Raw genomic sequence first — 22836 nt, 5'->3', positions numbered from 1 at the left:
TTTTACACCTATTTTAATTATAACATATTAGAGGAATAAAAGTAATTATTAGGTTAATGGTAATAAATATTTATTATTATTAAATAATTTTATACTTTTCTCCATTGAACTCTACTATATCACCTTGTTTTAATTTTTTTCCTCTTTGAGTACAAACTTCATCATTCACTTTAACCATCTCATCTAAGATATACATTTTAGCTTCTGATCCTAAAGATGCAGCTCCACACCACTTTAAAAATGAATCTAATTTTATAAACTCAGTATTTATTTTAATTTCATCCATTTCCAGTTTTATGCATATTAATTCATTCTTTATGCATAATCTCCTTTCTATCTTATTAATCTAACCGGTAGAACAAGATACTTTGAATTATCTGTATTTTTACATTTTATCACACAAGGACTAACACTTGATGTCATCTCTAATTTAACTTCATCATCATCTACATTCTTTAATACATCTAATAAATATCTAGAGTTAAATGCAATTTGTATTGGTTCTCCTTGCAGATTTATAGTAAGTTCTTCCCTAACCTTTCCCAATTGAGAATTAGATGTTATTATCATATTCTCTTCTTGAACTTCTAATTTTATTAAATTACTATTGCTGTCCTTAGCCATTAAGGAAGCTCTCTCTATACAACTTTGTAATTGTTGCTTATTCACATCTACTAATATTTTGTGCTCTTGAGGCAATAAAGATGAATAATTTACAAATTTACCATCTAATAATCTAGAGATAACTTTTGTATTATTTAAATTAAATAATATATGATTGTTAGTAAATGTTATTTTTACTATATCAGAAACATCTTCTAATATTTTTGAAACTTCATTTAATGTTTTTCCTGGGATAACTACTTCTATTTCATTATCATTATCTAGGAACTCACTTCTTACTGCCAATCTATATCCATCTAATGCTACTAAATTTAAATTTTTATTTTTAACCTCAAATAAAATTCCCTGTAATATTGGTCTAGTTTCATCTTGAGCTATTGCAAATGATGTTCCTTTAATCATATTTTTTAATATATTTTGAGAAACTTCAACTGAAAGATTTTCATTTATGCTAGGTAAAGCTGGATAATCTTCTCCATTCATATAAACCAAGTTAAATACTGATTTTTCACATGTTATTTGTATTATATCATTTTCTAAAGTTTCTATTTTTATATCTGAATTAGGTAATTTTCTTATTATCTCTCCAAATATTCTTGCATCTATTACGATCATACCTTCTTCTAATATATCAGCATCAACTTTTGTTTCAATAGATACATCCATATCAGATCCTATTAATGTTAATCCTTCATTTTTAGCATTTATATAGATTCCTTCTAAAATAGGCATTGTTGTTTTACCAGTTATGGCTTTATTGGCAATTGATATACCTTCTTGTAGTTTTTGTTTTTCACAGATAAATATCATATAAAAACCTCCTTAAGTTATATACATTAGATATCTATAGATATAGATAAATATATAGATATAAATTAATAATAGTAGTAGTAGGGGCTGTTGATATGTTAATAAGTACTTATACCCCTTGAAAATACTAAATTACTTATAAAAAAATATTGTGGATAAGTTGAACAAAAATCATATACCTTATCCACAGTATTAACAATCAATATTGATTTTAGTAGTTATCCACAAACAATTCAATATATTTATGTACAGTTGTTAATTAATTTTGAGTTAGCTTCTTTGTTATATCATTTACTGTGTGTTGTAGGCTTTCATCTGTATTTAAACTATCAGATATTTTTTCATAAGCATGTATAACAGTAGTATGATCCCTGCCCCCAAACTCTTCACCTATTTTAGGTAAAGACATATCAGTTAGCTTTCTGCTTAAATACATTGCAATTTGTCTAGGATAGGCTACATTCCTAGTCCTTCTTTGAGATTTTAAGTCTTCTATTCTAAGGTTAAAATATCCAGCAACAACATCCTGTATAACGTCTATAGTTACATTCCTGTTTTGCTTATTTGATATTATATCTTTAAGGGCTTCACTTGCTAACTCAACAGTAATCGGCCTATTAGTAAGTGACGAGTAAGCGACAATTCTAATTAAAGCTCCTTCTAACTCCCTAATATTAGACTTAATTTTAGTTGCAATATAAACCATAACTTCATTTGCAACATTTAGTTTTTCTACATCAGCTTTCTTTTTTAATATTGCCATTCTAGTTTCAAAATCTGGCGCTTGAATATCAGCAATTAAGCCCCATTCAAATCTAGAACGTAATCTATCCTCCAAAGTAGGAATTTCTTTAGGTGGTCTATCAGATGATAGAATTATTTGTTTATTAGCATCATGTAATGCATTGAATGTATGGAAAAACTCCTCTTGAGTTCTTTCCTTTCCAGCTATAAATTGAATATCATCTATAAGTAAAATGTCTACATTTCTATACTTATTTCTAAATTCTTCATTTTTATCATCTCTTATTGCATTAATAAGCTCATTAGTAAATTTTTCTGAAGATACATATACAACTTTAGCATTAGAATTATTTTGTAAAACATAATGACCAATTGCGTGCATTAAATGTGTTTTACCGAGACCAACGCCTCCATATATAAATAGAGGATTATAGGCTTTTGCAGGTGATTCGGCTACTGCTAATGAAGCTGCATGAGCAAATCTATTACTATTACCAATAACGAAAGAAGCAAATGTATACTTTGGATTTAATAAACTAGACATTTCATCATTTACAGTAATAGATCCTCTATCATCAATTTTTGATTTTTTTTCTTCCTTTTCTTCGGCTTCCTGAATATCAGATGCTACCATGAATTCTACAGTGTAAACTTTTGAGCAAGCAGCTTCTATAGAATTTACAACTAAGTCCTTATATCTCTTTTCCAATATATCTTGAGTAAAGGAATTTGGAACACTGATTCTTATTATATTGGAAGATATAGAAATAGGTTCGCAACTTTTAATCCATGTATTAAAACTAACTTCACTCATTTCACCCTTGATTATATTTAATGTTTTTTCCCATAATGATTTTAGATCATTATTCATTTTATATCCTCCATAAAATAAATTTTAAATTTAAATATTAAATAGTTAATAACAACATATCAACACACTTATTAACATATGAAAGTGCATGTTAATAAATATAATAAAAATATTCACATGTTAATAATTATGTTGATATTTTTTATAAATAAAAGTTATCCACAATATAAGTATGTACCTTTTTTCACATTATTAACATGGTATAAAAGCAATATTTTAGCTAAAAATAGATATAAACAGATAAGTAATAGAGAAAAAGTAAACAAGTTATGCACAATTTAATCCACAGGTGTGGATAACTTGTTGTAAAAGTAAAATTATTCACATTCAATATTTATAATAACATAAGTCAAATAGAGTATTCAAGGAGTTATCCACAAAAAACTGTGGTAAATTCTTATATTTATCAACAGAATTTGAAAATTAATAGTGTATTGACATAAAAACATGATATATATATAATGATAAGGTAAATTTAAAATAGGAATTATAGTTTTTACTATAGAAATTACAATTTAAAGGGGGTGTAGTGAAATGTTCATGACATACCAACCAAAAAAGAGACAAAGAAAAAAAGAACATGGATTCAGAAAGAGAATGAAAACTTCATCAGGAAGAACTGTTCTTAAGAAAAGAAGACAAAAAGGTAGAAAAAGATTAACAGCATAAGGGCCGCAAATAGTGGCCTTTTTTCTGCAATAGCAGGAAAAAAGGAGTATAGAGTTTCCAATGGTATACAGATTAAGAAAAAATAATGAGTTTAAATTAGTATATAGAAGGGGAAAGTCTTTAGCTAATAACCTTTTAGTTTTATACACTTTTAATAATAGAAAAAATAAAACAGAAGATAATCTTACTTATAATAAGGTAGGAATTTCAGTAAGTAAGAAAGTTGGAAATAGCGTAGTTCGAAGTAGAAGTAAACGATTGATAACCGAAAGCTATAGACTTAATGAAAAGGACCTTAAGAGTGGCTACGATTTTGTGTTTGTAGCAAGAAGCGCGATAAAAGGAAAAAGTTTCTCAGAAGTTGAAAATGCAATGAAAAAACTTTTTTTAAAGGCAGGCTTATATAAATAATGAAGAAGATAATGTTAAGATCTATATATTTATATAGAAAATATATTTCGCCAATGAGACCACCAACATGTATTTATGTTCCTACATGTTCACAATATGCAATAGATGCTATTAATAAATATGGAGCAATAAAGGGTGGTTTTTTAGCTATAAAGAGAATTTTAAGGTGTCATCCATTTGCTAAGGGTGGATACGACCCTGTAAAATAAGGAGGTTACGCATAAAAGATGATGAGTTTCTTATCACCAATAACAAATTTCTTGACAGGTATATTTAATGTTCTACATGATTTTATTCTTTCAGTATTTAATATGGAACCAAGTGGGGTTTCATATGTATTAGCAATCGCAATATTTACAATAATAATTAGATTATTAATACTTCCATTAAATATAAAGGCTAATAGATCAAATGCTAGAATGCAAGAAATTCAACCAGAATTAAATGCAATACAAAAGAAATATGCAAATGATCCTCAAAAGATGCAAGCTGAGTATTCAAAATGCATGAAAGAAAATAATGTAAGTATGTTTGGTGGATGTCTTCCAACATTATTACCATTACCAATACTATTTGCGTTATATTATGTGTTTATGAATATAGATAAGGGATCAGTGGTACATCCATCATTTTTATGGATACCAAATGTATTTGAAAAAGATCCTTACTTTATAATGCCGGTATTAGCTTTCTTAAGTACTTATTTACCAAGTTTACTTTTAACTAAGTCAATGCCTAAAAATGAAAATAGTCCTATGAATATGGGAAGTATGAATATCATGATGGCAGGTATGATGGGGGTAATGGCTATCAACTTTAGTTCCCTTCTAGTTATTTATTGGGTAATAGGTGGAGCTATACAATTAGCACAAACTTATTTCTTAAATTACTTGCCAGCTAAAAAGAAAAAGGTAGCAAAAGAAGAAGAAGAAAAGTTAAAAACTATTCAAAACGCAAAAAAAGCAACACCAAAGACTAAGAAAAAAAATTAAGATTATTATATTTAGTATTTACTAGGTGGTGAATAGGGTATGAAAACATTAGAAATGACAGGGAAAAGCGTAAGTGAAGCATTGCAAAGCGCTTTAAAAGAATTAAATCTTACAGAAGATAAGGTTGAATATGAGATTTTAGATGAAGGATCAAAAGGATTTCTAAATATTATAGGAACAAAGCCAGCAAAAATATTAGTTAAAGTTAAAAGAGATTATAAGGAAGATGTAAGAGTATTTTTAAGAAGTATTCTTGAGAATATGAAAGTACAAGCTGAAATAAGGATTAGAGAAGTTAATGATGTTGTTCATATAGATTTAAATGGTCCTAAAATGGGATTAATTATTGGATATAGAGGAGAAACTTTAGATTCTCTACAATATTTAGCTTCGCTAGTTGTTAATAAGGGGCATGATATTCCTTATAAAAAAGTGGTTTTGGATACTGAGAATTATAGAAGCAAAAGGGAAGATACTTTAAAAAGAGTTGCTGAAAAAACTGCATATAAAGTTAGAAAGACTAGAAGACCTTATAAGTTAGAACCAATGAATCCTTATGAAAGAAGAGTAATACATTCTGCTTTACAAGATAATGAATATGTCTACACATTTAGCGAAGGTGATGAGCCTTACAGAAGAGTTGTAGTGGATATAAAGAAATAAAAGGTAAGAAGGCCAATTGGCTTTCTTACCTTTTATTTATTTTGACTTAATTCAAATAGTTTTGTAAAATGAATATTAGTTAAAATGGGGTATAATATAAATATACCTGATATATTGAACGAAAGAATTTATCTAAAATACTTTAAGGAGGATAGATGATGAAAGAATTTGATACAATTTGCGCTATATCCACAGCAATTGGAGAAGGTGGAATTGCAATTATAAGAGTATCTGGTGATGAGGCATTAGAGATAGTCTCTAAAATTTTTAGGGCCAAAAGTGGAAAAGATATAAGAGATATGAAGACTTATACTATGAGATATGGTCATATAGTTGATATAGATAAAGAAGATCTAATAGATGAAGTAATTATAAGCTATATGAAGGGGCCGAAAAGTTTCACAGCAGAAGATACTGTAGAAATAAATTGTCATGGCGGAGTAACATCAACAAATAAGGTTCTAGAAATGGTTATAAAGGCTGGAGCAAGGATAGCAGAGCCAGGTGAATTTACTAAAAGAGCATTTTTGAACGGAAGAATAGATTTATCTCAAGCAGAGGCAGTTATGGATTTGATCACAGCTAAAACTGAATTAGCAATGAAATCAGCCTTAATGCAAAGTACAGGTTCATTATCTAAAAAAATCAATAAGCTTAGAGAATATCTATTAAATGTATTAGCTCTAATAGAATATGCTGTAGATTTTACAGAAGATGATGAGGAAGTTGACCCGACTATTCCATTGAGAGTAAAAGATAGTCTTGAAAAAGCATGCGATGATATGAGTAAACTACTTAAAGGTGCAGATGAAGGTAAGATAATAAGAGATGGATTAAGTTTAGCTATAGTAGGTAAACCAAATGTAGGAAAGTCATCTTTATTAAATGTTCTTTTGAAAGAAAAAAGAGCAATTGTTACAGATATTGCTGGAACTACTAGAGATGTAATAGAAGAATATATAAATCTTGATGGAATACCAGTAAAGATAATAGATACGGCGGGAATAAGGGAAACTGAAGATATAGTTGAAAAAATTGGAGTTGAAAAATCAAAAGAAAAAATAAATGAGGCAGATTTAGTTTTATTAGTATTAGATTCTTCTAGGGAATTAGATAAAGAAGATATTGAAATAATAGAAGCTATAAAAAATAAAAATTCTATAGTTTTATTAAATAAAATAGATTTAGAAAATAAATTAGATAAATCTTTATTAAATAATTTTGAAAATATAATAAAAATTTCCGCAAAAGAAGATGTTGGAATAGATGGATTAAAAAATGAGATTAAGAATATGTTCTTTAATGGTAAAATAGATAGCGAAAGTTTAATAGTATCTAACTCAAGACATAAGCAAGCTTTAATTAGAGCAAAGGAAAATTGTGATGATGCTCTAATAAGAGTTAAAAATAATGAGTTTCTTGATTTAATTTCAATATATGTAACTGCAGCCTTAAAAGCTTTAGGAGAAATTACTGGTTCAGAGTTAGAAGAAGACTTAGTTAATAAAATATTTAAAGAATTTTGTTGTGGAAAGTAGGAGAAATATAAATATGAAATATAATGCGGGAGAATACGATGTAGTAGTTGTTGGTGCTGGTCATGCTGGTTGTGAAGCAGCACTTGCAGCAGCTAGAATGGGATTAAAAACATTAATTTGTACTACTAATCTTGATTCTGTAGCTATGATGCCTTGTAATCCTAATATAGGAGGTACTGCAAAAGGTCACTTGGTAAGAGAAATAGATGCATTAGGTGGAGAGATGGGGGTTAATATAGACAACACATTTATTCAATCAAGAATGCTAAATACGTCAAAGGGGCCTGCTGTACATTCTTTAAGAGCGCAAGCAGATAAAAAGAAATACCAAAATAGAATGAAGAATGTACTTGAAAATCAAGAAAACCTTAGTTTGAGGCAATTAGAAGTTATAGAAGTAGATGTAGAAGATGGAAAAGTTAAAGGTGTACTTACAAAGAATGGTGGATACTTCAGTTGTAAGGCTATTATATTAACTACAGGTACATATCTTAGAGCAAGAATAATAATAGGAGATGTTACTTATAATAGTGGACCAAATGGATTAGCAGCTGCTAATGAATTATCACAATCATTAATCGATTTAGGAATATCATTAAGAAGATTTAAAACTGGTACTCCAGCGAGAATAAATAAAAGATCTGTTGATTTTTCAAAAATGGTAGAGCAACCAGGAGATGAAAAGATAGTTCCATTTTCATTTATGAGTGATGATATATCTAGGGAACAAGTTTCTTGTTGGTTAACTTATACAAGTGGAGAAACACATAAAATAATACAAGAAAACATAGAAAGATCTCCAATGTATAATGGATTAATCGAGGGGGTAGGACCTAGATATTGTCCATCAATAGAGGATAAAGTTATGAGATTCCCAGATAGGGAAAGACATCAATTATTTATAGAACCAGAAGGTGAAGATACTCAAGAGATGTATATTGGAGGAATGTCTTCATCACTTCCAGAAGATGTACAGTTACAAATGCTAAGAACTGTTCCTGGACTAGAAAATGTAGAGATAATGAGGACTGCATATGCAATAGAATATGATTCAATTGATCCAACTCAGTTAAAACCAACATTAGAATTTAAAAATTTCGATGGATTATATGGAGCTGGGCAATTAAATGGTAGTTCAGGTTATGAAGAAGCAGCTGCACAAGGGATAGTTGCTGGAATAAACGCATCTTTAAAGATTAAAGATAAAGAGCCTATGATATTAACTAGATCTGATGGGTATATGGGCGTACTTATCGATGATTTAGTTACTAAAGGTACTAATGAACCATATAGAATGATGACATCAAGAGCTGAGTATAGATTATTATTAAGACAAGATAATGCCGATTTTAGATTAACTGAAATTGGGTACAAAGTTGGCCTTGCAACAGAAGAAAGATATCAAAGGTTCCTAACAAGAAAGAATAATATAGAAAATGAAGCAAAGAGATTAAAGGAACTTCAAATAACAAATAAGAAAGAAACAAATGAATTCTTAGTTTCAATGGGCTCAACAGAGCTTAAGAAGCCTATAAGCTTCTATGAATTAATTAAAAGACCAGAATTAGATTATTTTAGCTTAGAAAGCTTAGATATTGATAGACCTGACTATGAAGATGATATCGGGGAACAAATAAATACAATTGCTAAATATGAAGGTTATATAGATAGTCAATTGGATCAAGTAAGACAATTTAAAAAGTTTGAGAAGAAATTAATTCCTGAAGATCTAGAATATGCGGACGTAAAGGGACTAAGAACAGAAGCAATTCAAAAGCTATCTAATATTAGACCTGTAAGTATAGGGCAAGCATCAAGAATATCAGGGGTATCACCAGCTGATATATCAGTACTATTAATTTATTTAGAACATCAATATAAGAAATAAATTTCTTTGGAGGAACTATGGAATATTTTAAATTAATGAAAGAGGCTTCTTTAGAAGTAGGAATGGAATTATCAGAGCATCAATATGAGCAATTTATAAAATATATGAGATTACTTCAAGAGTGGAATGAAAAGATTAATCTTACTGCAATAACAGAAGATGAGGAAGTAATAAAAAAACATTTTATAGATTGTATTAAGGCTTTTAAATCAGATGCTATTAAGAATGCAAAAACTATAATAGATGTAGGAACAGGAGCAGGCTTTCCAGGTTTACCTATAGCTATAATGAATCCAAATGTTCAAATAACATTATTAGATTCATTGAATAAGAGAATTAATTTTTTAAATACAGTTATTAATAATATAGGGTTAAAAAATGTAATTACAATTCATTCAAGAGCAGAAGATGGTGCAAGAAAACCAGAATTAAGAGAAAAGTTTGATGTAGCTACATCAAGGGCAGTAGCAAATATGGCGGTATTATCGGAGTTTTGTATGCCTTACATAAAAGTAGGTGGACACTTTGTAGCATTAAAGGGACCTGCTATAGAAGAAGAAATTAAAGATGGACACAAGGCAATAGCAGTTTTAGGTGGAGAATTAAAAGAGATAATTGAGGTAAATATAGAAGAATCTGATCTGAAGCATAATATTGTAGAAATTAAAAAAATTAATAAATGCTCAAAGGTATATCCTAGAAAGGCAGGAACAATAAACAAAAAACCTATAAAATAGAATTAAATTCTACAATATAACTAAATAAAAATAGTCGATTAATAAAAATTTATTGATATATATGAGTCCATTTGTAATTTATTAAATTATAATAAACTAATTTGTCTTATAATATTAGATAATAAAAAGAAGGAAATTAGAGAAGAAAATAGAATTTTTACTTTATTGAATAAAATGGTAACTTAGAATAATAGGGGATGGTTGGGTGCATATGAATAGAGAAATTACAAGTATAAGTGTAAATAAGATATTTCCAAATACTTATCAGCCTAGAAGATTTTTTAACGAAGAAGCATTAGAAGAATTATCTCAATCTATAAAGGAACATGGAATAATTCAACCTATTACTGTTAGAAGAAGAGGAGAAAACTTTGAATTAGTAGCAGGTGAAAGAAGATGGAGAGCTGCAAGAATGGCAGAATTAGAAAATGTACCATGTAATATTATTGAAATAACTGATACACAATCTGCTGAAATAGCTTTGTTAGAGAATTTACAAAGAGAGGATTTAAATTTTATAGAAGAAGCTGAGGCTTATTATAATCTTATAAATGATCATAAATTTACCCAAGATGAATTAGCTAAAAGAATGGGTAAAAAACAATCAACTATAGCTAATAAGCTAAGATTATTAAAACTTACTCCGAGTGTTAGATCGGTTTGTATAGAAAATAAATTAACAGAGAGGCATGCAAGAGCGTTACTATCATTACCTAATGAAGAACTACAATTAAAGGTTGTAGAAAAGGTAATAAAGAATTCTCTTAATGTTAAAGCTACAGAAGAAGCAGTTAATAAAGAACTGTTAAAATTAGCTGGAGAAGAATTAAATAACAAAGAGAAGAAAAGGGTTAAAAGTGTATTTCCGGCAAAACTGTATGTAAACACTATAAAGCAAGTATTTGATAAGTTTAATATACCAGCTGAATATAAGTTTAAGGATGATGAGGAGTTTATACAAATAACAGTTTCTATACCTAAAAAATAACTTTAATAAGTATATTCTTATTTAATAAGAATATACTTATTTTTTTATGAATTTAAATTTGATTATTAATTTAATCAATTTTTATTATGTTAATCTTTTAATATTAGTAAAAAGTATATATAATATTAATATGAGAAGGGGGGTGAAGCTCTAAAATAGAGCTTTTATATGAAAAAGGTTTGTATATTTAATCAAAAGGGCGGAGTTGGAAAAACGACTACAAACATAAACTTATGCGCATATCTAGCTATGGAGGGTTATAAGGTATTAACAATAGATATAGATCCCCAAGGAAATACAACAAGTGGGTTAGGCTTAGATAAGAGAAATTTAGAATTATCAATGTATGATGTATTAACATCAGATGCCTCATTAAGAGAGGTTATATTAAAAAGTGAATTAGTACAAAATTTATTTATAGCTCCATCAACAATGGAGTTAGCAGGTGCGGAAGTTGAGATCATAGGTAAAGAAGATAGAGAAACTATTTTAACAAATAAAATTAAAGAAGTAGAGGATGAATATGATTTTATTTTCATAGATTGTCCACCATCATTAGGAGTATTAACAATTAATGCATTAACATCAGTTGAATCAGTATTAATACCAATTCAATGTGAGTTTTATGCACTTGAAGGAGTAGGACAGCTTATAAACACTATTCAATTAGTTAAAAAATCATTAAATAAGAACCTTGAAATAGAAGGTGTTGTAATGACTATGTATGATTATAGAACTAATTTAAGTAATGAAGTTCTTGAAGAAGTGAAGAACTTCTTTAATGAGAAGGTTTATGAAACTAAAATATCAAGAAATATAAGATTAGCAGAGGCTCCTAGTTTTGGATTGCCAATAATGCTATACGATGAAAAGTGCAAGGGCGCTGAATCTTATAAGTCATTAACAAAAGAGTTTTTAAGTAGGCAGTAAGTAGGTGAATAATTATGAATAAAAAATCAGCATTGGGAAAAGGGTTAGGTGCATTAATTCCTAATGATAACGGAAGTAAAGAAAATAATAAACCATCAGTTATATCTATAAATTTAATTAGAAGCAATGAAGATCAGCCAAGAAAGGCTTTTGATGATGAAAAGATAGCAGAATTAGCTCAATCAATTAAAGAACATGGAATAATACAACCTATAATTTTAAATAAAAAAGATAACAGTTATATAATAGTTGCTGGTGAAAGAAGATGGAGAGCTGCAAAATTATTAGGATTAAAAGAAATACCAGCTATAATAATGGAGTTAACTGAAAAAAATATATTAGAGGTATCTTTAATAGAAAATATTCAAAGACAAGACTTAAATCCTATTGAAGAAGCTATAGCATATAAAAAATTATTAAGTGATTTCAATTTAACTCAAGAAGAACTTAGTAAAAGGGTAGGAAAGTCTAGAGTGGCAATAAGTAATGTAATAAGACTTACTAATCTTTGTGAAACTGTAAAACAATATTTAATTGATGAAGTTATTACAGAAGGGCATGGAAGGGTATTGTTATCAATTGAAGACCCTGAAATTCAATGCGAAGTAGCTCAAAAGGTTATAGACGAAAAACTATCTGTCAGAGAATTAGAAAGATTGGTAAGATATTTAGGATCTGAGAAAAAGGAAAAAGATAAAGAAAAAGTAAGAGAGATAAATCCATATTATAAGGATGTAACGGAAAGATTGCAAAATTATTTTGGAACTAAAGTAAGTATTAGCAATAAAAATAATAAAGGGAAAATAGAAATAGAATATTATTCAAATGAAGATTTACAAAGGATACTAGAAATAATTAATTTATAAATGTTTCACGTGAAACATTATGAAATATATAAATTATGTTTCACGTGAAACATTTTATATTATTTCTATATAAGATTTAGAGAGGAGCATTAAAAGTGGAAGATGTACTTAAAATAATAAATGAAAATTCACCTTTTATTATTGTTGGATTACTTATTATAATGTTACTACTTTTTATAATTGTAATTTATTTAATAAGATCTATAAATAAACTTGAAAAGAAATATAGAAGAATGATGAGAGGCGTAAATAATAAAAATTTAGAAGAACTTATATCTTCTAAGTTAGATGAAATAGATAAGGCTATGGAGTTTTCAAATGAGGCCCTTAATAAGTGCGATGTAATAAGGGAAGAAATGAAAGGTTGCGTAAATAAAATAGCTATAATGAGATACAAGGCTTTTCCTGATGTAGGAAGCGATTTAAGCTTTTCAATAGCAATATTAGATTCATATAATGATGGTGTTCTAATTACTGGAATTTATTCAAGACAAGATAGTACTACATATGCAAAACCAGTTGATAAGGGAATTTCAAGATATGAGTTATCTGAAGAAGAATCATATGTCTTAAATGAAGCAATTAATAAAAAATAAAAAAATGAGAGTCTTATAGGCTCTCATTTTCTTGTAAATAATTTAATTTAGAAGGTTTATTAATATATTCAAATTCTTTAGATACTTTCAATATGAAATGATAAATACCTTTATATATGCAATCAGCTAGGCTCATTACTGTATACAATCGTGTATTTTGTAAAACTATAAATTCAAAGTTTCCTCCAATGTTTACAATTCCTGTAATACTTAAATCTCCTATAGGAGGGAGATTTTTATTTAAGGCTAATCCAGGTTGAAGAGGCTTTTTATCAATAAAAACTTTCCCTATATTACTTATCTTCCCCAAACAAGAATCTATAGCAATAATATAAGGGTTGTCAAAATTCAAATTAATTTTATTTATTATTTCAATAAGGTTCTTAGAGTGAACAGGAGTTTCTAATGACCCATAAATGTGAATTTTATTTTTTGAAATGTTCTTTAATTTATATCCAATTAGTGGACCTAGGGAGTCACCTGTACATCTATCGGTTCCTATGCAAATGAAGATTATATCTCTATTTGAGTGAAGTATATCCTTTAGGTTGTTATATAAATAATCTCTAATTTCCATATAAGAATTAGGCGATAATGAATCGATTGAAAATGGTTCATTCATGGAAAAACCTCCTTTATTGAAATTATTGACAATAAGGGAGGTTTATATTCAAGGTTATTTTGACTTTATTATTTTATTTATGCAGTCTATTGTGTAATTAATATCTGATTTTTCGTTAAAGTAACTAAGGCTTAATCTTACAGTACCTGATGGAAAACTTCCTATAGTCTTATGTGCAAGTGGAGCACAATGAAGACCAGATCTATTTTTTATTCCAAAATCATTATCAAGAGCAAATGATAATTCAGCAGTATCAATATTATTAATATTGAATGAAACGCATGAGGTATAATTGCTATTATTAATATCTTCGTAAAGAATTATATCTTTGATGTTAGATATTTCGTTGACAAGATGATTCCTTAAAAATTTATTTTTATTATAAATAGTATTTATTCCTTCATTCTTAATAAATTTGATCCCTTCAACTAAGCCTACTATTCCAGGCATATTAAGAGTACCAGACTCAAATTTATCAGGTAAAAAATCAGGTTGTTCTAATGAATGAGACAAACTTCCAGTCCCTCCTAAAATAAATGGCTTACATATATTATTAAGACTATCATCTATTATAAAACCACCAATTCCTTGAGGACCAAATAAACTTTTATGTCCAGTAAAAGCTAGTGCACTTAAGTTAAGATCTGTAAAGTCTATATCTAATACTCCTGCTCCCTGAGCAGTATCTAATAAAAAAAATATATTTTTGCTTTTACATAAAGCTCCAATTTCCTTAATTGGTTGAATACTTCCTATTACATTAGAAGCTTGGCTAAGAACTACCATTTTAGTATTTATTTTTATGTTACTTCTAATTTCTTCAATAGAAACAAAACCAAATTTATCAGCATTTACAATATCTAATTCTATTATTCCTTTATTTTTTAAATTAACTAATGGTCTCAAAACAGAGTTATGTTCCATAGAAGATGTTATTACATGGTCTCCAGCTACAAGTGATCCATTTATTAATATATTTAATGAAGTGGTTATGTTATTAGTAAATATTACATTTTCAATAGAATTAAATTTGAAAAAATCAGATATAATTTCTCTTGCCTCAAATAAAAGTCTATTAGTTTGTAGAGCGTTATTATGGTTAGAGCGGCCAGGGTTTCCTCCAATGTTAGTTAGAAAGTTGCATATAGAATCAACAACATTTTTAGGCTTAGGAAATGTTGTACTTGAATTATCTAAATATATATTCATAATTTACTCCTTTTAATTTATATAAGCTTAATCTTATAATAAAATTATAAGATACTTTAATAGTATTTACAAAATAATAAATTTATAAAATAAGGGGATTTTAAATGTAATAGAAGAGTAAGTCTTAAGTAAATTGGCTTTTGATAAAAAATACATATATTTAAATATAGTGAGTATTTTTATAAATGAATAAGATTATATAAAGTTATTAATATAGATTCTTAATTAAAACATATATATAATATAATTAAACATAAATAAACTTGAAAAGGGAGGACATTATGAAGTACTATATTATAGTTTTTAAAAATACGCTAGATGCTATGAATGGAGAAAAAGTGTTAAAGGAAGAAAATATGATCTTTAAGATGATGCCAACTCCTACAGCAATTACACAAAGCTGTGGAATTTGCATTAGAATAGAAGAAAAAAAATACATAGATGAAATTATATCAAGGGATAGTATAAGATATAAACATATATATGAGAAAGAGCAAAATGAGTTTAAAGAAATAATTTAATAGTATTAGAGGTGAGGTATGCAAAACTTATTAACATGGGTTAGTCCTGGTATAAATGATAATGGAAAGATTATTTTAAATGTGAATTGGGAAGAGGTCATGGGAAATGCAGTAAGTACTCTGGAATTTATACTTAATAAAGGAATAAGATTAATATTACTTATAGTTGCTATGTATCTTGCTATAAAAATAGGAGATAAGTTAATTGATAAGTTTGTAAAAAATCAGATTGAAAGTAAATTAAGCTTTTCAATGAATAGACAAAAGGCAATTACTGTAGGAGCTATACTAAAAAGTTCACTTAAATATGCTGTTTACATATCAGGAGCAGCCATAATAATAGGAAGTACATTTAAGGTATCAGCAGCTGTGTTGAGTGCGGTTGGTTTTGTAGTTGGTATAGGAGCACAAAGTTTAGTTAAGGATTTAATAAATGGTTTTTTTATACTTTTTGAAGATCAGTATGGAGTTGGAGATTACGTAACTATAGGTGTTTATAGTGGTATAGTAGAAAATATTGGAATAAGATCTACTGTTTTAAAGGATTTTAGTGGAGATGTTCATGTTTTACCTAATGGAGCTGTGTTAGAAGTAACTAATCATTCAAGAGGAAATATGAGATTTATGGTTGATGTAGAAATTGCATATGAAGAAGATGTAGATAATGCAATTAGCTTAATCGAAGATACATGTAAAAATTTTGAAGAAAAAAATAAAGATGAAGTTAAGGAAGAGATAGAAGTATTAGGTGTTATATCATTAAATGCATCAGGAGTTACAATAAGAGTAGTTGGAAAATCAAAGCCTTTATCTCAATGGAAGATGGAAAGAGAATTAAGAAAAGAAATAAAGAAGACATTAGATGAGGCTGGGGTAGAGATACCATATCCAAAGACTCAAATAGTAAATAATAAATTTGTTTAATTTAAATGGTTGGAGGTTTAATTATGATAGAGACTTTTGATTTAGGTGATATAGTAGAAATGAAAAAGCAACATCCGTGTGGAAGTAAGGAATTTGAGGTTATACGACTTGGAGCAGATATCAAAATTAAGTGTACTGGTTGTGGAAGAATAATAATGTTACCAAGAAGCAAATTTCAAAAAGATGCTAAAAAAATCGTTAATTTATAGTAATTAAATTTAAAACTTGCAAAAGAAAATGAATAATGTTACAATATTTAATTGTAATCCCTGCTGTGCAAAGCACAGCCAATGTCCGAGGGGAGGAGGTGAAAATGATGAGAAAGTACGAAACTATATTCATACTACACCCATCATTAGATGAAGAAGCTTGCAAAGCTAACATCGAAAAGTTTAAGGGTGTAATAGAAAACGGTGGAGGAACTATAGAAAATGTTGACGTTTGGGGTAGAAGAAAGCTTGCTTACGAAATCGCAAAAGTTAACGAAGGTTTCTATACATTAATCAACTTTAATGCTGATTCAGAACTACCTAAAGAGTTAGACAGAATATTCAGAATTACTGATGGTGTTTTAAGACACATCATAGTTAAACAAGAAGCGTAAGAGGTGATATTGTCATGAATAAGGTAATACTTATTGGAAGGCTAACAAAAGATCCAGAGCTTAATTTTGCTGCTGGAAGTGGTACTGCTGTAACAAGATTTTCTTTAGCAGTAACAAGACCTTTTAAAAAGGATGAAACTGATTTTATCAATTGTATAGCTTTTGGTAAAACTGGTGAAACAATAGCACAATATCTTACAAAGGGCAGACAACTAGCTGTTACTGGAAGCATCAGAACTGGAAGTTATGATGCTAAAGATGGAACTAAAAGATATACAACTGATATAGTTGTAGATTCATTTGAGTTTATAGGATCAGGTAACAATGGGGGTGCTGGAAGAGACCAAGGTTCATATAACAATGGATATGGTTCTTCAAATACTGGTTCTGATTATTCAAATTCATCAAATAATTTTGGTGGAATGAATTTTGAGGAAGACATGACTCCTGTAGATGATGGAGATATGCCTTTCTAATTAGTCTAATAAGAAGGAGGGAATTAGCATGAAAGACATGAAGAGATCTGGAAAAATGAGAAGATCTAAGAGAAAAGTATGTGCTTTTTGTGTAGAAAAGGCTGAAGCAATAGATTACAAAGATATTACTAAGCTAAGAAAGTTCGTAACAGAAAGAGGTAAGATATTACCAAGAAGAATTTCTGGAACTTGCGCTAAGCACCAAAGAGAATTAACAACTGCTATAAAGAGATCAAGAAATATAGCATTATTACCATTCACAACTGAGTAGTATAATCAACCCCTGACATATCAGGGGTTTTTTATTATATTAATACAATTATTATTTTACAAAAATTGTAAAAGACTTCATAATTTGTTGCAATAAAAGTAATTTATAATTAAAATATAAATACAAGGGTATTAGTATAGGGGTGAGCAGGGTGAAGAGAGATGATTTAAATATAATGGCTAATATAAAAATGATAGAAAAATTAAAAGCAAATTTATTATGTATAATAGGTGAATTCTATCATTTACTTACTAAGGGAAGTAATGTAGCTCAAGATGCAATTTTAAATTGCATATCAGGTGCTATACTCGTATTATATGTATTGGCTCAAAAATTAGGATATTCATGTCAAGATGTAGATGATGATATGAAAAAGAAATTACAAGTTGGTATAGCAGAAGGACATGAGTATGAAAAGGATGGGAGAAGCTTAAGTAAACTTCAATTACATTTAAAGGAGCACCATTAATCTTATGATATGGAATGATTTAATAAAAACAAGGCTTAAAAGTATTAAGCCTATAATTACACCACTTATTTTTGTAGGCGCATGTATAGGGTTTTATTATATAAAAAGCACTCTTTTAGGATCTATATTGTTAATTTTATTTATTATATTTAGCTTAAGTGAATATATGGTAAAAGGTAAATCTGATGATAATATAGAAAGAATCAAAGAAAATATAAATAGAGATATAAATAGTAATATATTAAATTTAATATTTCCGTTAGCCCTAATAAAAGAATCGGGAGAGATTTTTTGGAGTAATAAAGAATTCCAAAAATTTGTACCAAATGAAAATCCTATAGGATTAAATGTAGTTAGTATTGCTAGAGGGCTAAATTTATCTAGACTATTAACTTGTGATAGAGACTTGCATCAAAAAATAAAAATATTAGATTCTTTATATAAGGTATATGCAACTAAAATAGAAAAATATGATTTAAATGAAGAATTATATATAGTTTATTTTAATGATATAAGTAATTTGAAAAATATAGATAATACTAAAGAGAGTATAATGCTTATAGAAGTAGATAACCTAGCAGAAGCTTTAGAAACTACATTAGATAGCGATAGACCAATGTTAGTTGCTGAGATTGAAAAAACAATAAATTTATATGCTCAAAAACTTAAGGCAATGATAACAAAATATGACTCTAATAAATATGTCCTTTCAGTACAAGATAAATATATAGACGAAGAGATAAATAATAAGTTTTCTATATTAGAAGATATATCAAAAATAGATAGGGGAAATAAATTTGAAGTTACTTTAAGTATTGGTATCGGAAGAGGTGGAACTTGTCCTCTAGAAAATAATACATTTGCTGTTACTGCAAAAGAGTTAGCACTAGGTAGAGGCGGGGATCAGGTAGTTATAAAAAATAATGAAAAAATAAAATTTTTTGGTGGAAATACTAGAGAAATAGAAAAGAGAACTAGAGTAAGGGCAAGAGTTATATCTCATGCATTAAAGGAATTAATATATGAGAGTAGTAATGTTTTTATTATAGGTCATAAAAATCCTGATATGGATTGTTTCGGTTCATCTGTAGGAATATCATCTGTAGTAAAACAGTTAGGAAAGCCATGTAAAATCATATTAGGAGCAGATACTACAGCTATTGATTATTTCTTATCTAAACTAAAAAGTGATCCTAAATATGATAACTTATTTATTTCTAAAGAAGAAGCTTATGAACAAATTAATGAAAAAACTTTATTAATTATAGTAGATGTTCATAATAAAGGATATATATTAGATACAAGTATTGTTGAGAAGGCACAAAGAAAAATAATTATAGATCATCATAGAAGAAGCCCAGATATAGTTGAAGGTGCAATTTTAAATTATATAGAAGTATATGCCTCATCTACATCTGAAATGGTTACAGAAATTATTCAGTATATGGTTCAAAAGCCTAACTTATATAGATTGGAAGCAGAAGGTTTACTTGCAGGAATATTTATGGATACAAAGGGCTTTTCCTTTAAAGCTGGTGTTAGAACTTTTGATGCTGCATCATTTTTAAGAGGACTTGGAGCTGATACAATTGAAGTTAAGAAGATGTTTATGGATGATCTTGAGGATTATTTAGTTATTGCAGACACAATAAGGTCTGCAGAAGTTAAGAATGGTTTAGCTATTGCAGTTGCTCCTAAAAGAATAAAAAAGGGATTTATGGCAGCTAGAGCTGCCGATGAGCTACTAAATATATCTGGAATAAATGTATGCTTTGTATTAGCAGAGATAAATGGAGATATAACTATTAGTGGTAGATCTATAGGAGAAACTAATGTTCAAGTAATACTTGAAGCAATAGGTGGTGGTGGTCATATGAATATGGCTGGAGCTCAATTAAATAATACATCAATAGAAAGTGCTATAAAAATACTAAAACGATCAATAGAAGAACATTTAAAGGTGGGTGAATAACATGAAAGTAATATTATTACAAGATGTTAAAAAAGTAGGAAAAAAAGGAGACGTTGTTGATATATCAGACGGATATGCAAGAAACTTTTTATTTCCAAGAAAGTTAGCAGAAGAAGCAAATAACAATAACATGCACATCCTAAACACTAAGAAGGAAAATGAAAGAAAGAAGAAATTAGCAGAAATTGAAGCCGCACAAAAGTTAGCATCTGAATTAAAGGGCAAGGAAATTAAGATTGAAGCTAAAAGTGGAAATGGTGGAAGATTATTTGGAGCTATAACAAGTAAAGATGTAGCTGAATTAATAAATAAACAATTTAAATTATCAGTGGATAAGAAAAAAATAGTTATGGATACAATAAAGGTTGCTGGTAGTTACGATATAGAAATAAAGCTATATCCAGAAGTTTCAACTAAGATGAAAGTAATAATCACGCCGCAATCATAAGGAGGACTAAGTTTGAAGACTTATGACGAAACAAATATAGAAAGTATATTAGATAGTGAGTTATCTTTAGATGCACAAGTAAATGTTATAAATCAAATATTAAATAATGTATTAGATGAGGGAGCGGTAAGAGCAAGAATTGTAAGATTCAAACTTCAAAAGTATGCGAATTCTCCTAATATATGTGAAAGAGTATATGCATTAAATGTAATTGCCTCAGATGGAAAAGGTATAAAATCTGTACCAAGCGATGAGGAATTAAGAGGTGTACTAGAAGATACAATTTATTATATATCAGAAAACATAGCTAGAAAGTATGTTCAAAACAAAGTGGAAACACAAGTTGAAAAGGCACTTCAAGAAAGACAAGATAAATTTATGGATGATATTAAATTATCTATATTAAAAAAGCAAAAAGGTCCTGAAAGTGCAAAAACTACTAAGAAGCTAGAAAGATTAGAAGAACTAGATTCAAAAAAGATTAATAAAAACGTAATGAGTCTTTTAAGGCCTGAAACCTTTGATGAAGTAGTAGGGCAGGAGAGAGCAATAAAATCACTTATATCTAAAATGGCATCTCCATATCCTCAGCATATAATTTTATATGGACCACCTGGAGTTGGTAAAACTTCAGCAGCAAGATTAGCGTTAGAAGAAGCTAAGAAGTTACAGTCTACTCCATTTGATGGAGATTCTAAGTTTGTTGAGGTTGATGGAACTACGTTAAGATGGGATCCAAGAGAAATAACAAATCCATTACTAGGATCAGTTCATGATCCTATATATCAAGGTAGTAAGAAGGATTTAGCTGAGATAGGTGTTCCAGAACCTAAGACTGGATTAGTAACTGAAGCTCATGGAGGAGTTTTATTTATAGATGAAATTGGTGAGTTAGATGAAATTCTTCAAAATAAGTTGCTAAAAGTATTAGAAGATAAAAGAGTTGAGTACTCATCATCTTATTATGATCCAGATGATGAAAACACACCTGAATATATAAAATATCTTTTTGAAAAAGGTGCCCCAGCAGACTTTGTTTTAATTGGTGCAACTACAAGAGAACCAGGGAAAATAAATCCAGCATTAAGATCTAGATGCACAGAGGTTTATTTTGAGCCATTATCACCTAGTGATATTAAAGGAATAATAGACAATGCATCTAAAAAATTAAATGTTCAATTGGAAGATGGAATTGCTGACCTTATAAGCAGATATACAATAGAAGGAAGAAAAGCTGTTAATATATTAGCAGATGCTTATGGCTATTCATTGTATCAATCAAAGGATAAAGGCAGCAATATAATTACACTTAAGGATGTAGAAGAAGTTATTTCTATAGGGAGATATGTACCTTATGAAATATTTGATGATATAGATAAATCTGAAATAGGCCATACATATGGATTAGGAGTAAGTGGATTCTTAGGCTCAACACTAGAAATAGAAACTGTTGTATTTGAATCTAAAAAACCAGGAATGGGAACTGTAAAGTTTAATGATACAGCAGGTTCAATGGCGAAGGATTCTGTATTTAACGCAGCATCAGTAATAAGAAGAATTACTGACAAAGATATAAAGGATTATGATATACATGTAAATGTAGTTGGTGGAGGAAAAATTGATGGACCATCAGCAGGAGCAGCAATTACTATTTCAATAATAAGTGCTTTACTAGAAAAACCTATAAGACAAGATATAGCTATAACAGGTGAAATATCATTAAGAGGAAATATTAAACCTGTTGGCGGAATATTTGAGAAGATATATGGTGCTAGAAGAAAAGGAATAAAACTTGTTGTTATTCCTAAGGCAAATGAAAAAGAAATACCATTAGAATTAAAAGATATAGAAGTTAAAGCTATAAGTCATATAGAAGAATTGATGGAAATAGTATTTGAAAAGTAAATTATTAATTAAGCTTCCTTTTGGAAGCTTAATTTTATTTTATATAATATAAAAGTTTGATATAATATATTATTATGAAAAGGAAGGA

27 protein-coding genes are annotated in these 22836 nt (G+C 28.6%); 22 read left to right on the top strand and 5 right to left on the bottom strand.

The features are described from left to right. Window positions 1–79: 79 nt before the first annotated feature. The 3 genes from yaaA to dnaA all read right to left on the bottom strand — a co-directional run bounded on the left by yaaA (window position 80) and on the right by dnaA (window position 3049). The gene (gene yaaA, locus CSBG_RS00715; RefSeq protein WP_008676188.1) at window positions 80–286 is read right to left on the bottom strand and encodes a S4 domain-containing protein YaaA; all 207 of its coding nucleotides are present in this window, start codon (window positions 284–286) and stop codon (window positions 80–82) included. A gap of 47 nt (window positions 287–333) precedes the next feature. Next, a complete protein-coding gene (gene dnaN / locus CSBG_RS00710; RefSeq protein WP_008676186.1) occupies window positions 334–1434 on the bottom strand; it encodes a DNA polymerase III subunit beta in 1101 nt (366 codons plus the stop codon). 259 nt (window positions 1435–1693) lie between these two features. After that, on the bottom strand, window positions 1694–3049 hold the full coding sequence (gene dnaA, locus CSBG_RS00705; protein ID WP_008676185.1) for a chromosomal replication initiator protein DnaA: 1356 nt from the start codon (window positions 3047–3049) through the stop codon (window positions 1694–1696). A gap of 534 nt (window positions 3050–3583) precedes the next feature. Between dnaA and rpmH the strand changes: the two genes are divergently transcribed. The 12 genes from rpmH to CSBG_RS00645 all read left to right on the top strand — a co-directional run bounded on the left by rpmH (window position 3584) and on the right by CSBG_RS00645 (window position 13327). Further along, window positions 3584–3718: a 50S ribosomal protein L34 gene (gene rpmH, locus CSBG_RS00700; RefSeq protein WP_008676183.1), complete on the top strand. Its 135-nt coding sequence runs from the start codon at window positions 3584–3586 to the stop codon at window positions 3716–3718. Window positions 3719–3778: 60 nt separating this feature from the next. Then, window positions 3779–4129 carry a ribonuclease P protein component gene (rnpA, locus tag CSBG_RS00695; protein ID WP_008676180.1) on the top strand — a complete coding sequence of 117 codons (351 nt, stop codon included), beginning with the start codon at window positions 3779–3781 and terminating at the stop codon, window positions 4127–4129. After that, window positions 4129–4338, top strand: coding sequence for a membrane protein insertion efficiency factor YidD (yidD, locus tag CSBG_RS00690; RefSeq protein ID WP_008676177.1), 210 nt, complete (start codon window positions 4129–4131; stop codon window positions 4336–4338). Before rnpA ends, yidD begins: the two co-directional genes overlap by 1 nt. Before the next feature lie 18 nt (window positions 4339–4356). Then, window positions 4357–5121, top strand: a complete 765-nt coding sequence (gene yidC, locus CSBG_RS00685) for a membrane protein insertase YidC (protein ID WP_008676175.1) — start codon at window positions 4357–4359, stop codon at window positions 5119–5121. 39 nt (window positions 5122–5160) lie between these two features. Next, on the top strand, window positions 5161–5784 hold the full coding sequence (gene jag / locus CSBG_RS00680) for an RNA-binding cell elongation regulator Jag/EloR (protein WP_008676172.1): 624 nt from the start codon (window positions 5161–5163) through the stop codon (window positions 5782–5784). A gap of 158 nt (window positions 5785–5942) precedes the next feature. Further along, the gene (gene mnmE, locus CSBG_RS00675; protein ID WP_008676170.1) at window positions 5943–7322 is read left to right on the top strand and encodes a tRNA uridine-5-carboxymethylaminomethyl(34) synthesis GTPase MnmE; all 1380 of its coding nucleotides are present in this window, start codon (window positions 5943–5945) and stop codon (window positions 7320–7322) included. 13 nt (window positions 7323–7335) lie between these two features. Further along, window positions 7336–9210 (top strand): tRNA uridine-5-carboxymethylaminomethyl(34) synthesis enzyme MnmG, encoded by a 1875-nt coding sequence (gene mnmG / locus CSBG_RS00670; RefSeq protein ID WP_008676167.1) that lies wholly within the window; start codon window positions 7336–7338, stop codon window positions 9208–9210. Window positions 9211–9227: 17 nt separating this feature from the next. Then, the gene (gene rsmG, locus CSBG_RS00665; RefSeq protein ID WP_008676164.1) at window positions 9228–9947 is read left to right on the top strand and encodes a 16S rRNA (guanine(527)-N(7))-methyltransferase RsmG; all 720 of its coding nucleotides are present in this window, start codon (window positions 9228–9230) and stop codon (window positions 9945–9947) included. A 211-nt stretch (window positions 9948–10158) separates the two neighbouring features. Then, window positions 10159–10935: a nucleoid occlusion protein gene (noc, locus tag CSBG_RS00660; protein WP_035284796.1), complete on the top strand. Its 777-nt coding sequence runs from the start codon at window positions 10159–10161 to the stop codon at window positions 10933–10935. 168 nt (window positions 10936–11103) lie between these two features. After that, window positions 11104–11865, top strand: a complete 762-nt coding sequence (locus CSBG_RS00655; protein ID WP_008676160.1) for an AAA family ATPase — start codon at window positions 11104–11106, stop codon at window positions 11863–11865. A gap of 14 nt (window positions 11866–11879) precedes the next feature. Further along, entirely contained in the window at window positions 11880–12731 is an 852-nt protein-coding gene (locus tag CSBG_RS00650) for a ParB/RepB/Spo0J family partition protein (RefSeq protein ID WP_008676159.1), read from the top strand. 95 nt (window positions 12732–12826) lie between these two features. After that, window positions 12827–13327, top strand: coding sequence for a DUF4446 family protein (locus tag CSBG_RS00645; RefSeq protein WP_008676157.1), 501 nt, complete (start codon window positions 12827–12829; stop codon window positions 13325–13327). Window positions 13328–13340: 13 nt separating this feature from the next. Here CSBG_RS00645 and yyaC read toward each other — a convergent pair whose 3' ends face one another. Together yyaC and CSBG_RS00635 are read right to left on the bottom strand one after the other, a co-directional pair. Next, window positions 13341–13949: a spore protease YyaC gene (gene yyaC, locus CSBG_RS00640; RefSeq protein WP_008676155.1), complete on the bottom strand. Its 609-nt coding sequence runs from the start codon at window positions 13947–13949 to the stop codon at window positions 13341–13343. A 54-nt stretch (window positions 13950–14003) separates the two neighbouring features. Beyond that, window positions 14004–15158 carry an aminotransferase class V-fold PLP-dependent enzyme gene (locus CSBG_RS00635; RefSeq protein ID WP_008676153.1) on the bottom strand — a complete coding sequence of 385 codons (1155 nt, stop codon included), beginning with the start codon at window positions 15156–15158 and terminating at the stop codon, window positions 14004–14006. 281 nt (window positions 15159–15439) lie between these two features. Between CSBG_RS00635 and CSBG_RS00630 the strand changes: the two genes are divergently transcribed. From CSBG_RS00630 to lonC, 10 genes are all read left to right on the top strand, one after another. Then, on the top strand, window positions 15440–15679 hold the full coding sequence (locus tag CSBG_RS00630) for a DUF3343 domain-containing protein (RefSeq protein ID WP_008676152.1): 240 nt from the start codon (window positions 15440–15442) through the stop codon (window positions 15677–15679). 18 nt (window positions 15680–15697) lie between these two features. After that, window positions 15698–16603 (top strand): mechanosensitive ion channel family protein, encoded by a 906-nt coding sequence (locus CSBG_RS00625; protein ID WP_008676150.1) that lies wholly within the window; start codon window positions 15698–15700, stop codon window positions 16601–16603. Between the two features lie 23 nt (window positions 16604–16626). Next, window positions 16627–16812: a DUF951 domain-containing protein gene (locus CSBG_RS00620; protein ID WP_008676147.1), complete on the top strand. Its 186-nt coding sequence runs from the start codon at window positions 16627–16629 to the stop codon at window positions 16810–16812. A 107-nt stretch (window positions 16813–16919) separates the two neighbouring features. Next, window positions 16920–17207, top strand: a complete 288-nt coding sequence (gene rpsF, locus CSBG_RS00615) for a 30S ribosomal protein S6 (protein WP_035284774.1) — start codon at window positions 16920–16922, stop codon at window positions 17205–17207. A 14-nt stretch (window positions 17208–17221) separates the two neighbouring features. Further along, window positions 17222–17683, top strand: coding sequence for a single-stranded DNA-binding protein (locus CSBG_RS00610; protein ID WP_008676144.1), 462 nt, complete (start codon window positions 17222–17224; stop codon window positions 17681–17683). 28 nt (window positions 17684–17711) lie between these two features. After that, on the top strand, window positions 17712–17954 hold the full coding sequence (rpsR, locus tag CSBG_RS00605) for a 30S ribosomal protein S18 (protein ID WP_008676141.1): 243 nt from the start codon (window positions 17712–17714) through the stop codon (window positions 17952–17954). A 151-nt stretch (window positions 17955–18105) separates the two neighbouring features. Further along, window positions 18106–18423 (top strand): MazG-like family protein, encoded by a 318-nt coding sequence (locus CSBG_RS00600; RefSeq protein ID WP_008676140.1) that lies wholly within the window; start codon window positions 18106–18108, stop codon window positions 18421–18423. 4 nt (window positions 18424–18427) lie between these two features. After that, entirely contained in the window at window positions 18428–20395 is a 1968-nt protein-coding gene (locus tag CSBG_RS00595; RefSeq protein WP_008676137.1) for a DHH family phosphoesterase, read from the top strand. 1 nt (window position 20396) lies between these two features. Next, on the top strand, window positions 20397–20843 hold the full coding sequence (gene rplI, locus CSBG_RS00590) for a 50S ribosomal protein L9 (RefSeq protein ID WP_008676135.1): 447 nt from the start codon (window positions 20397–20399) through the stop codon (window positions 20841–20843). 12 nt (window positions 20844–20855) lie between these two features. Continuing rightward, window positions 20856–22748: a Lon family ATP-dependent protease gene (gene lonC / locus CSBG_RS00585; RefSeq protein ID WP_008676133.1), complete on the top strand. Its 1893-nt coding sequence runs from the start codon at window positions 20856–20858 to the stop codon at window positions 22746–22748. Window positions 22749–22836: the final 88 nt, after the last annotated feature.

The sequence above is a fragment of the Clostridium sp. 7_2_43FAA genome (genome assembly GCF_000158375.2).
Lineage (GTDB): Bacteria > Bacillota > Clostridia > Clostridiales > Clostridiaceae > Clostridium > Clostridium tertium.
This window is presented reverse-complemented; position numbering and strand designations above follow the sequence as displayed.

Coding starts and splice junctions, on each gene's coding strand:
- CSBG_RS00630 (WP_008676152.1), top strand. CDS start 15,440: ATGAAGTACTATATTATAGTTTTTAAAAATACGCTAGATGCTATGAAT.
- yidD (WP_008676177.1), top strand. CDS start 4,129: ATGAAGAAGATAATGTTAAGATCTATATATTTATATAGAAAATATATT.
- CSBG_RS00625 (WP_008676150.1), top strand. CDS start 15,698: ATGCAAAACTTATTAACATGGGTTAGTCCTGGTATAAATGATAATGGA.
- mnmG (WP_008676167.1), top strand. CDS start 7,336: ATGAAATATAATGCGGGAGAATACGATGTAGTAGTTGTTGGTGCTGGT.
- rnpA (WP_008676180.1), top strand. CDS start 3,779: ATGGTATACAGATTAAGAAAAAATAATGAGTTTAAATTAGTATATAGA.
- dnaN (WP_008676186.1), bottom strand. CDS start 1,434: ATGATATTTATCTGTGAAAAACAAAAACTACAAGAAGGTATATCAATT.
- noc (WP_035284796.1), top strand. CDS start 10,159: ATGAATAGAGAAATTACAAGTATAAGTGTAAATAAGATATTTCCAAAT.
- CSBG_RS00595 (WP_008676137.1), top strand. CDS start 18,428: ATGATATGGAATGATTTAATAAAAACAAGGCTTAAAAGTATTAAGCCT.
- jag (WP_008676172.1), top strand. CDS start 5,161: ATGAAAACATTAGAAATGACAGGGAAAAGCGTAAGTGAAGCATTGCAA.
- rpmH (WP_008676183.1), top strand. CDS start 3,584: ATGTTCATGACATACCAACCAAAAAAGAGACAAAGAAAAAAAGAACAT.
- yaaA (WP_008676188.1), bottom strand. CDS start 286: ATGGATGAAATTAAAATAAATACTGAGTTTATAAAATTAGATTCATTT.
- rpsR (WP_008676141.1), top strand. CDS start 17,712: ATGAAAGACATGAAGAGATCTGGAAAAATGAGAAGATCTAAGAGAAAA.
- CSBG_RS00650 (WP_008676159.1), top strand. CDS start 11,880: ATGAATAAAAAATCAGCATTGGGAAAAGGGTTAGGTGCATTAATTCCT.
- CSBG_RS00620 (WP_008676147.1), top strand. CDS start 16,627: ATGATAGAGACTTTTGATTTAGGTGATATAGTAGAAATGAAAAAGCAA.
- yyaC (WP_008676155.1), bottom strand. CDS start 13,949: ATGAATGAACCATTTTCAATCGATTCATTATCGCCTAATTCTTATATG.
- yidC (WP_008676175.1), top strand. CDS start 4,357: ATGATGAGTTTCTTATCACCAATAACAAATTTCTTGACAGGTATATTT.
- mnmE (WP_008676170.1), top strand. CDS start 5,943: ATGAAAGAATTTGATACAATTTGCGCTATATCCACAGCAATTGGAGAA.
- dnaA (WP_008676185.1), bottom strand. CDS start 3,049: ATGAATAATGATCTAAAATCATTATGGGAAAAAACATTAAATATAATC.
- CSBG_RS00610 (WP_008676144.1), top strand. CDS start 17,222: ATGAATAAGGTAATACTTATTGGAAGGCTAACAAAAGATCCAGAGCTT.
- rplI (WP_008676135.1), top strand. CDS start 20,397: ATGAAAGTAATATTATTACAAGATGTTAAAAAAGTAGGAAAAAAAGGA.
- CSBG_RS00635 (WP_008676153.1), bottom strand. CDS start 15,158: ATGAATATATATTTAGATAATTCAAGTACAACATTTCCTAAGCCTAAA.
- rsmG (WP_008676164.1), top strand. CDS start 9,228: ATGGAATATTTTAAATTAATGAAAGAGGCTTCTTTAGAAGTAGGAATG.
- CSBG_RS00655 (WP_008676160.1), top strand. CDS start 11,104: ATGAAAAAGGTTTGTATATTTAATCAAAAGGGCGGAGTTGGAAAAACG.
- rpsF (WP_035284774.1), top strand. CDS start 16,920: ATGAGAAAGTACGAAACTATATTCATACTACACCCATCATTAGATGAA.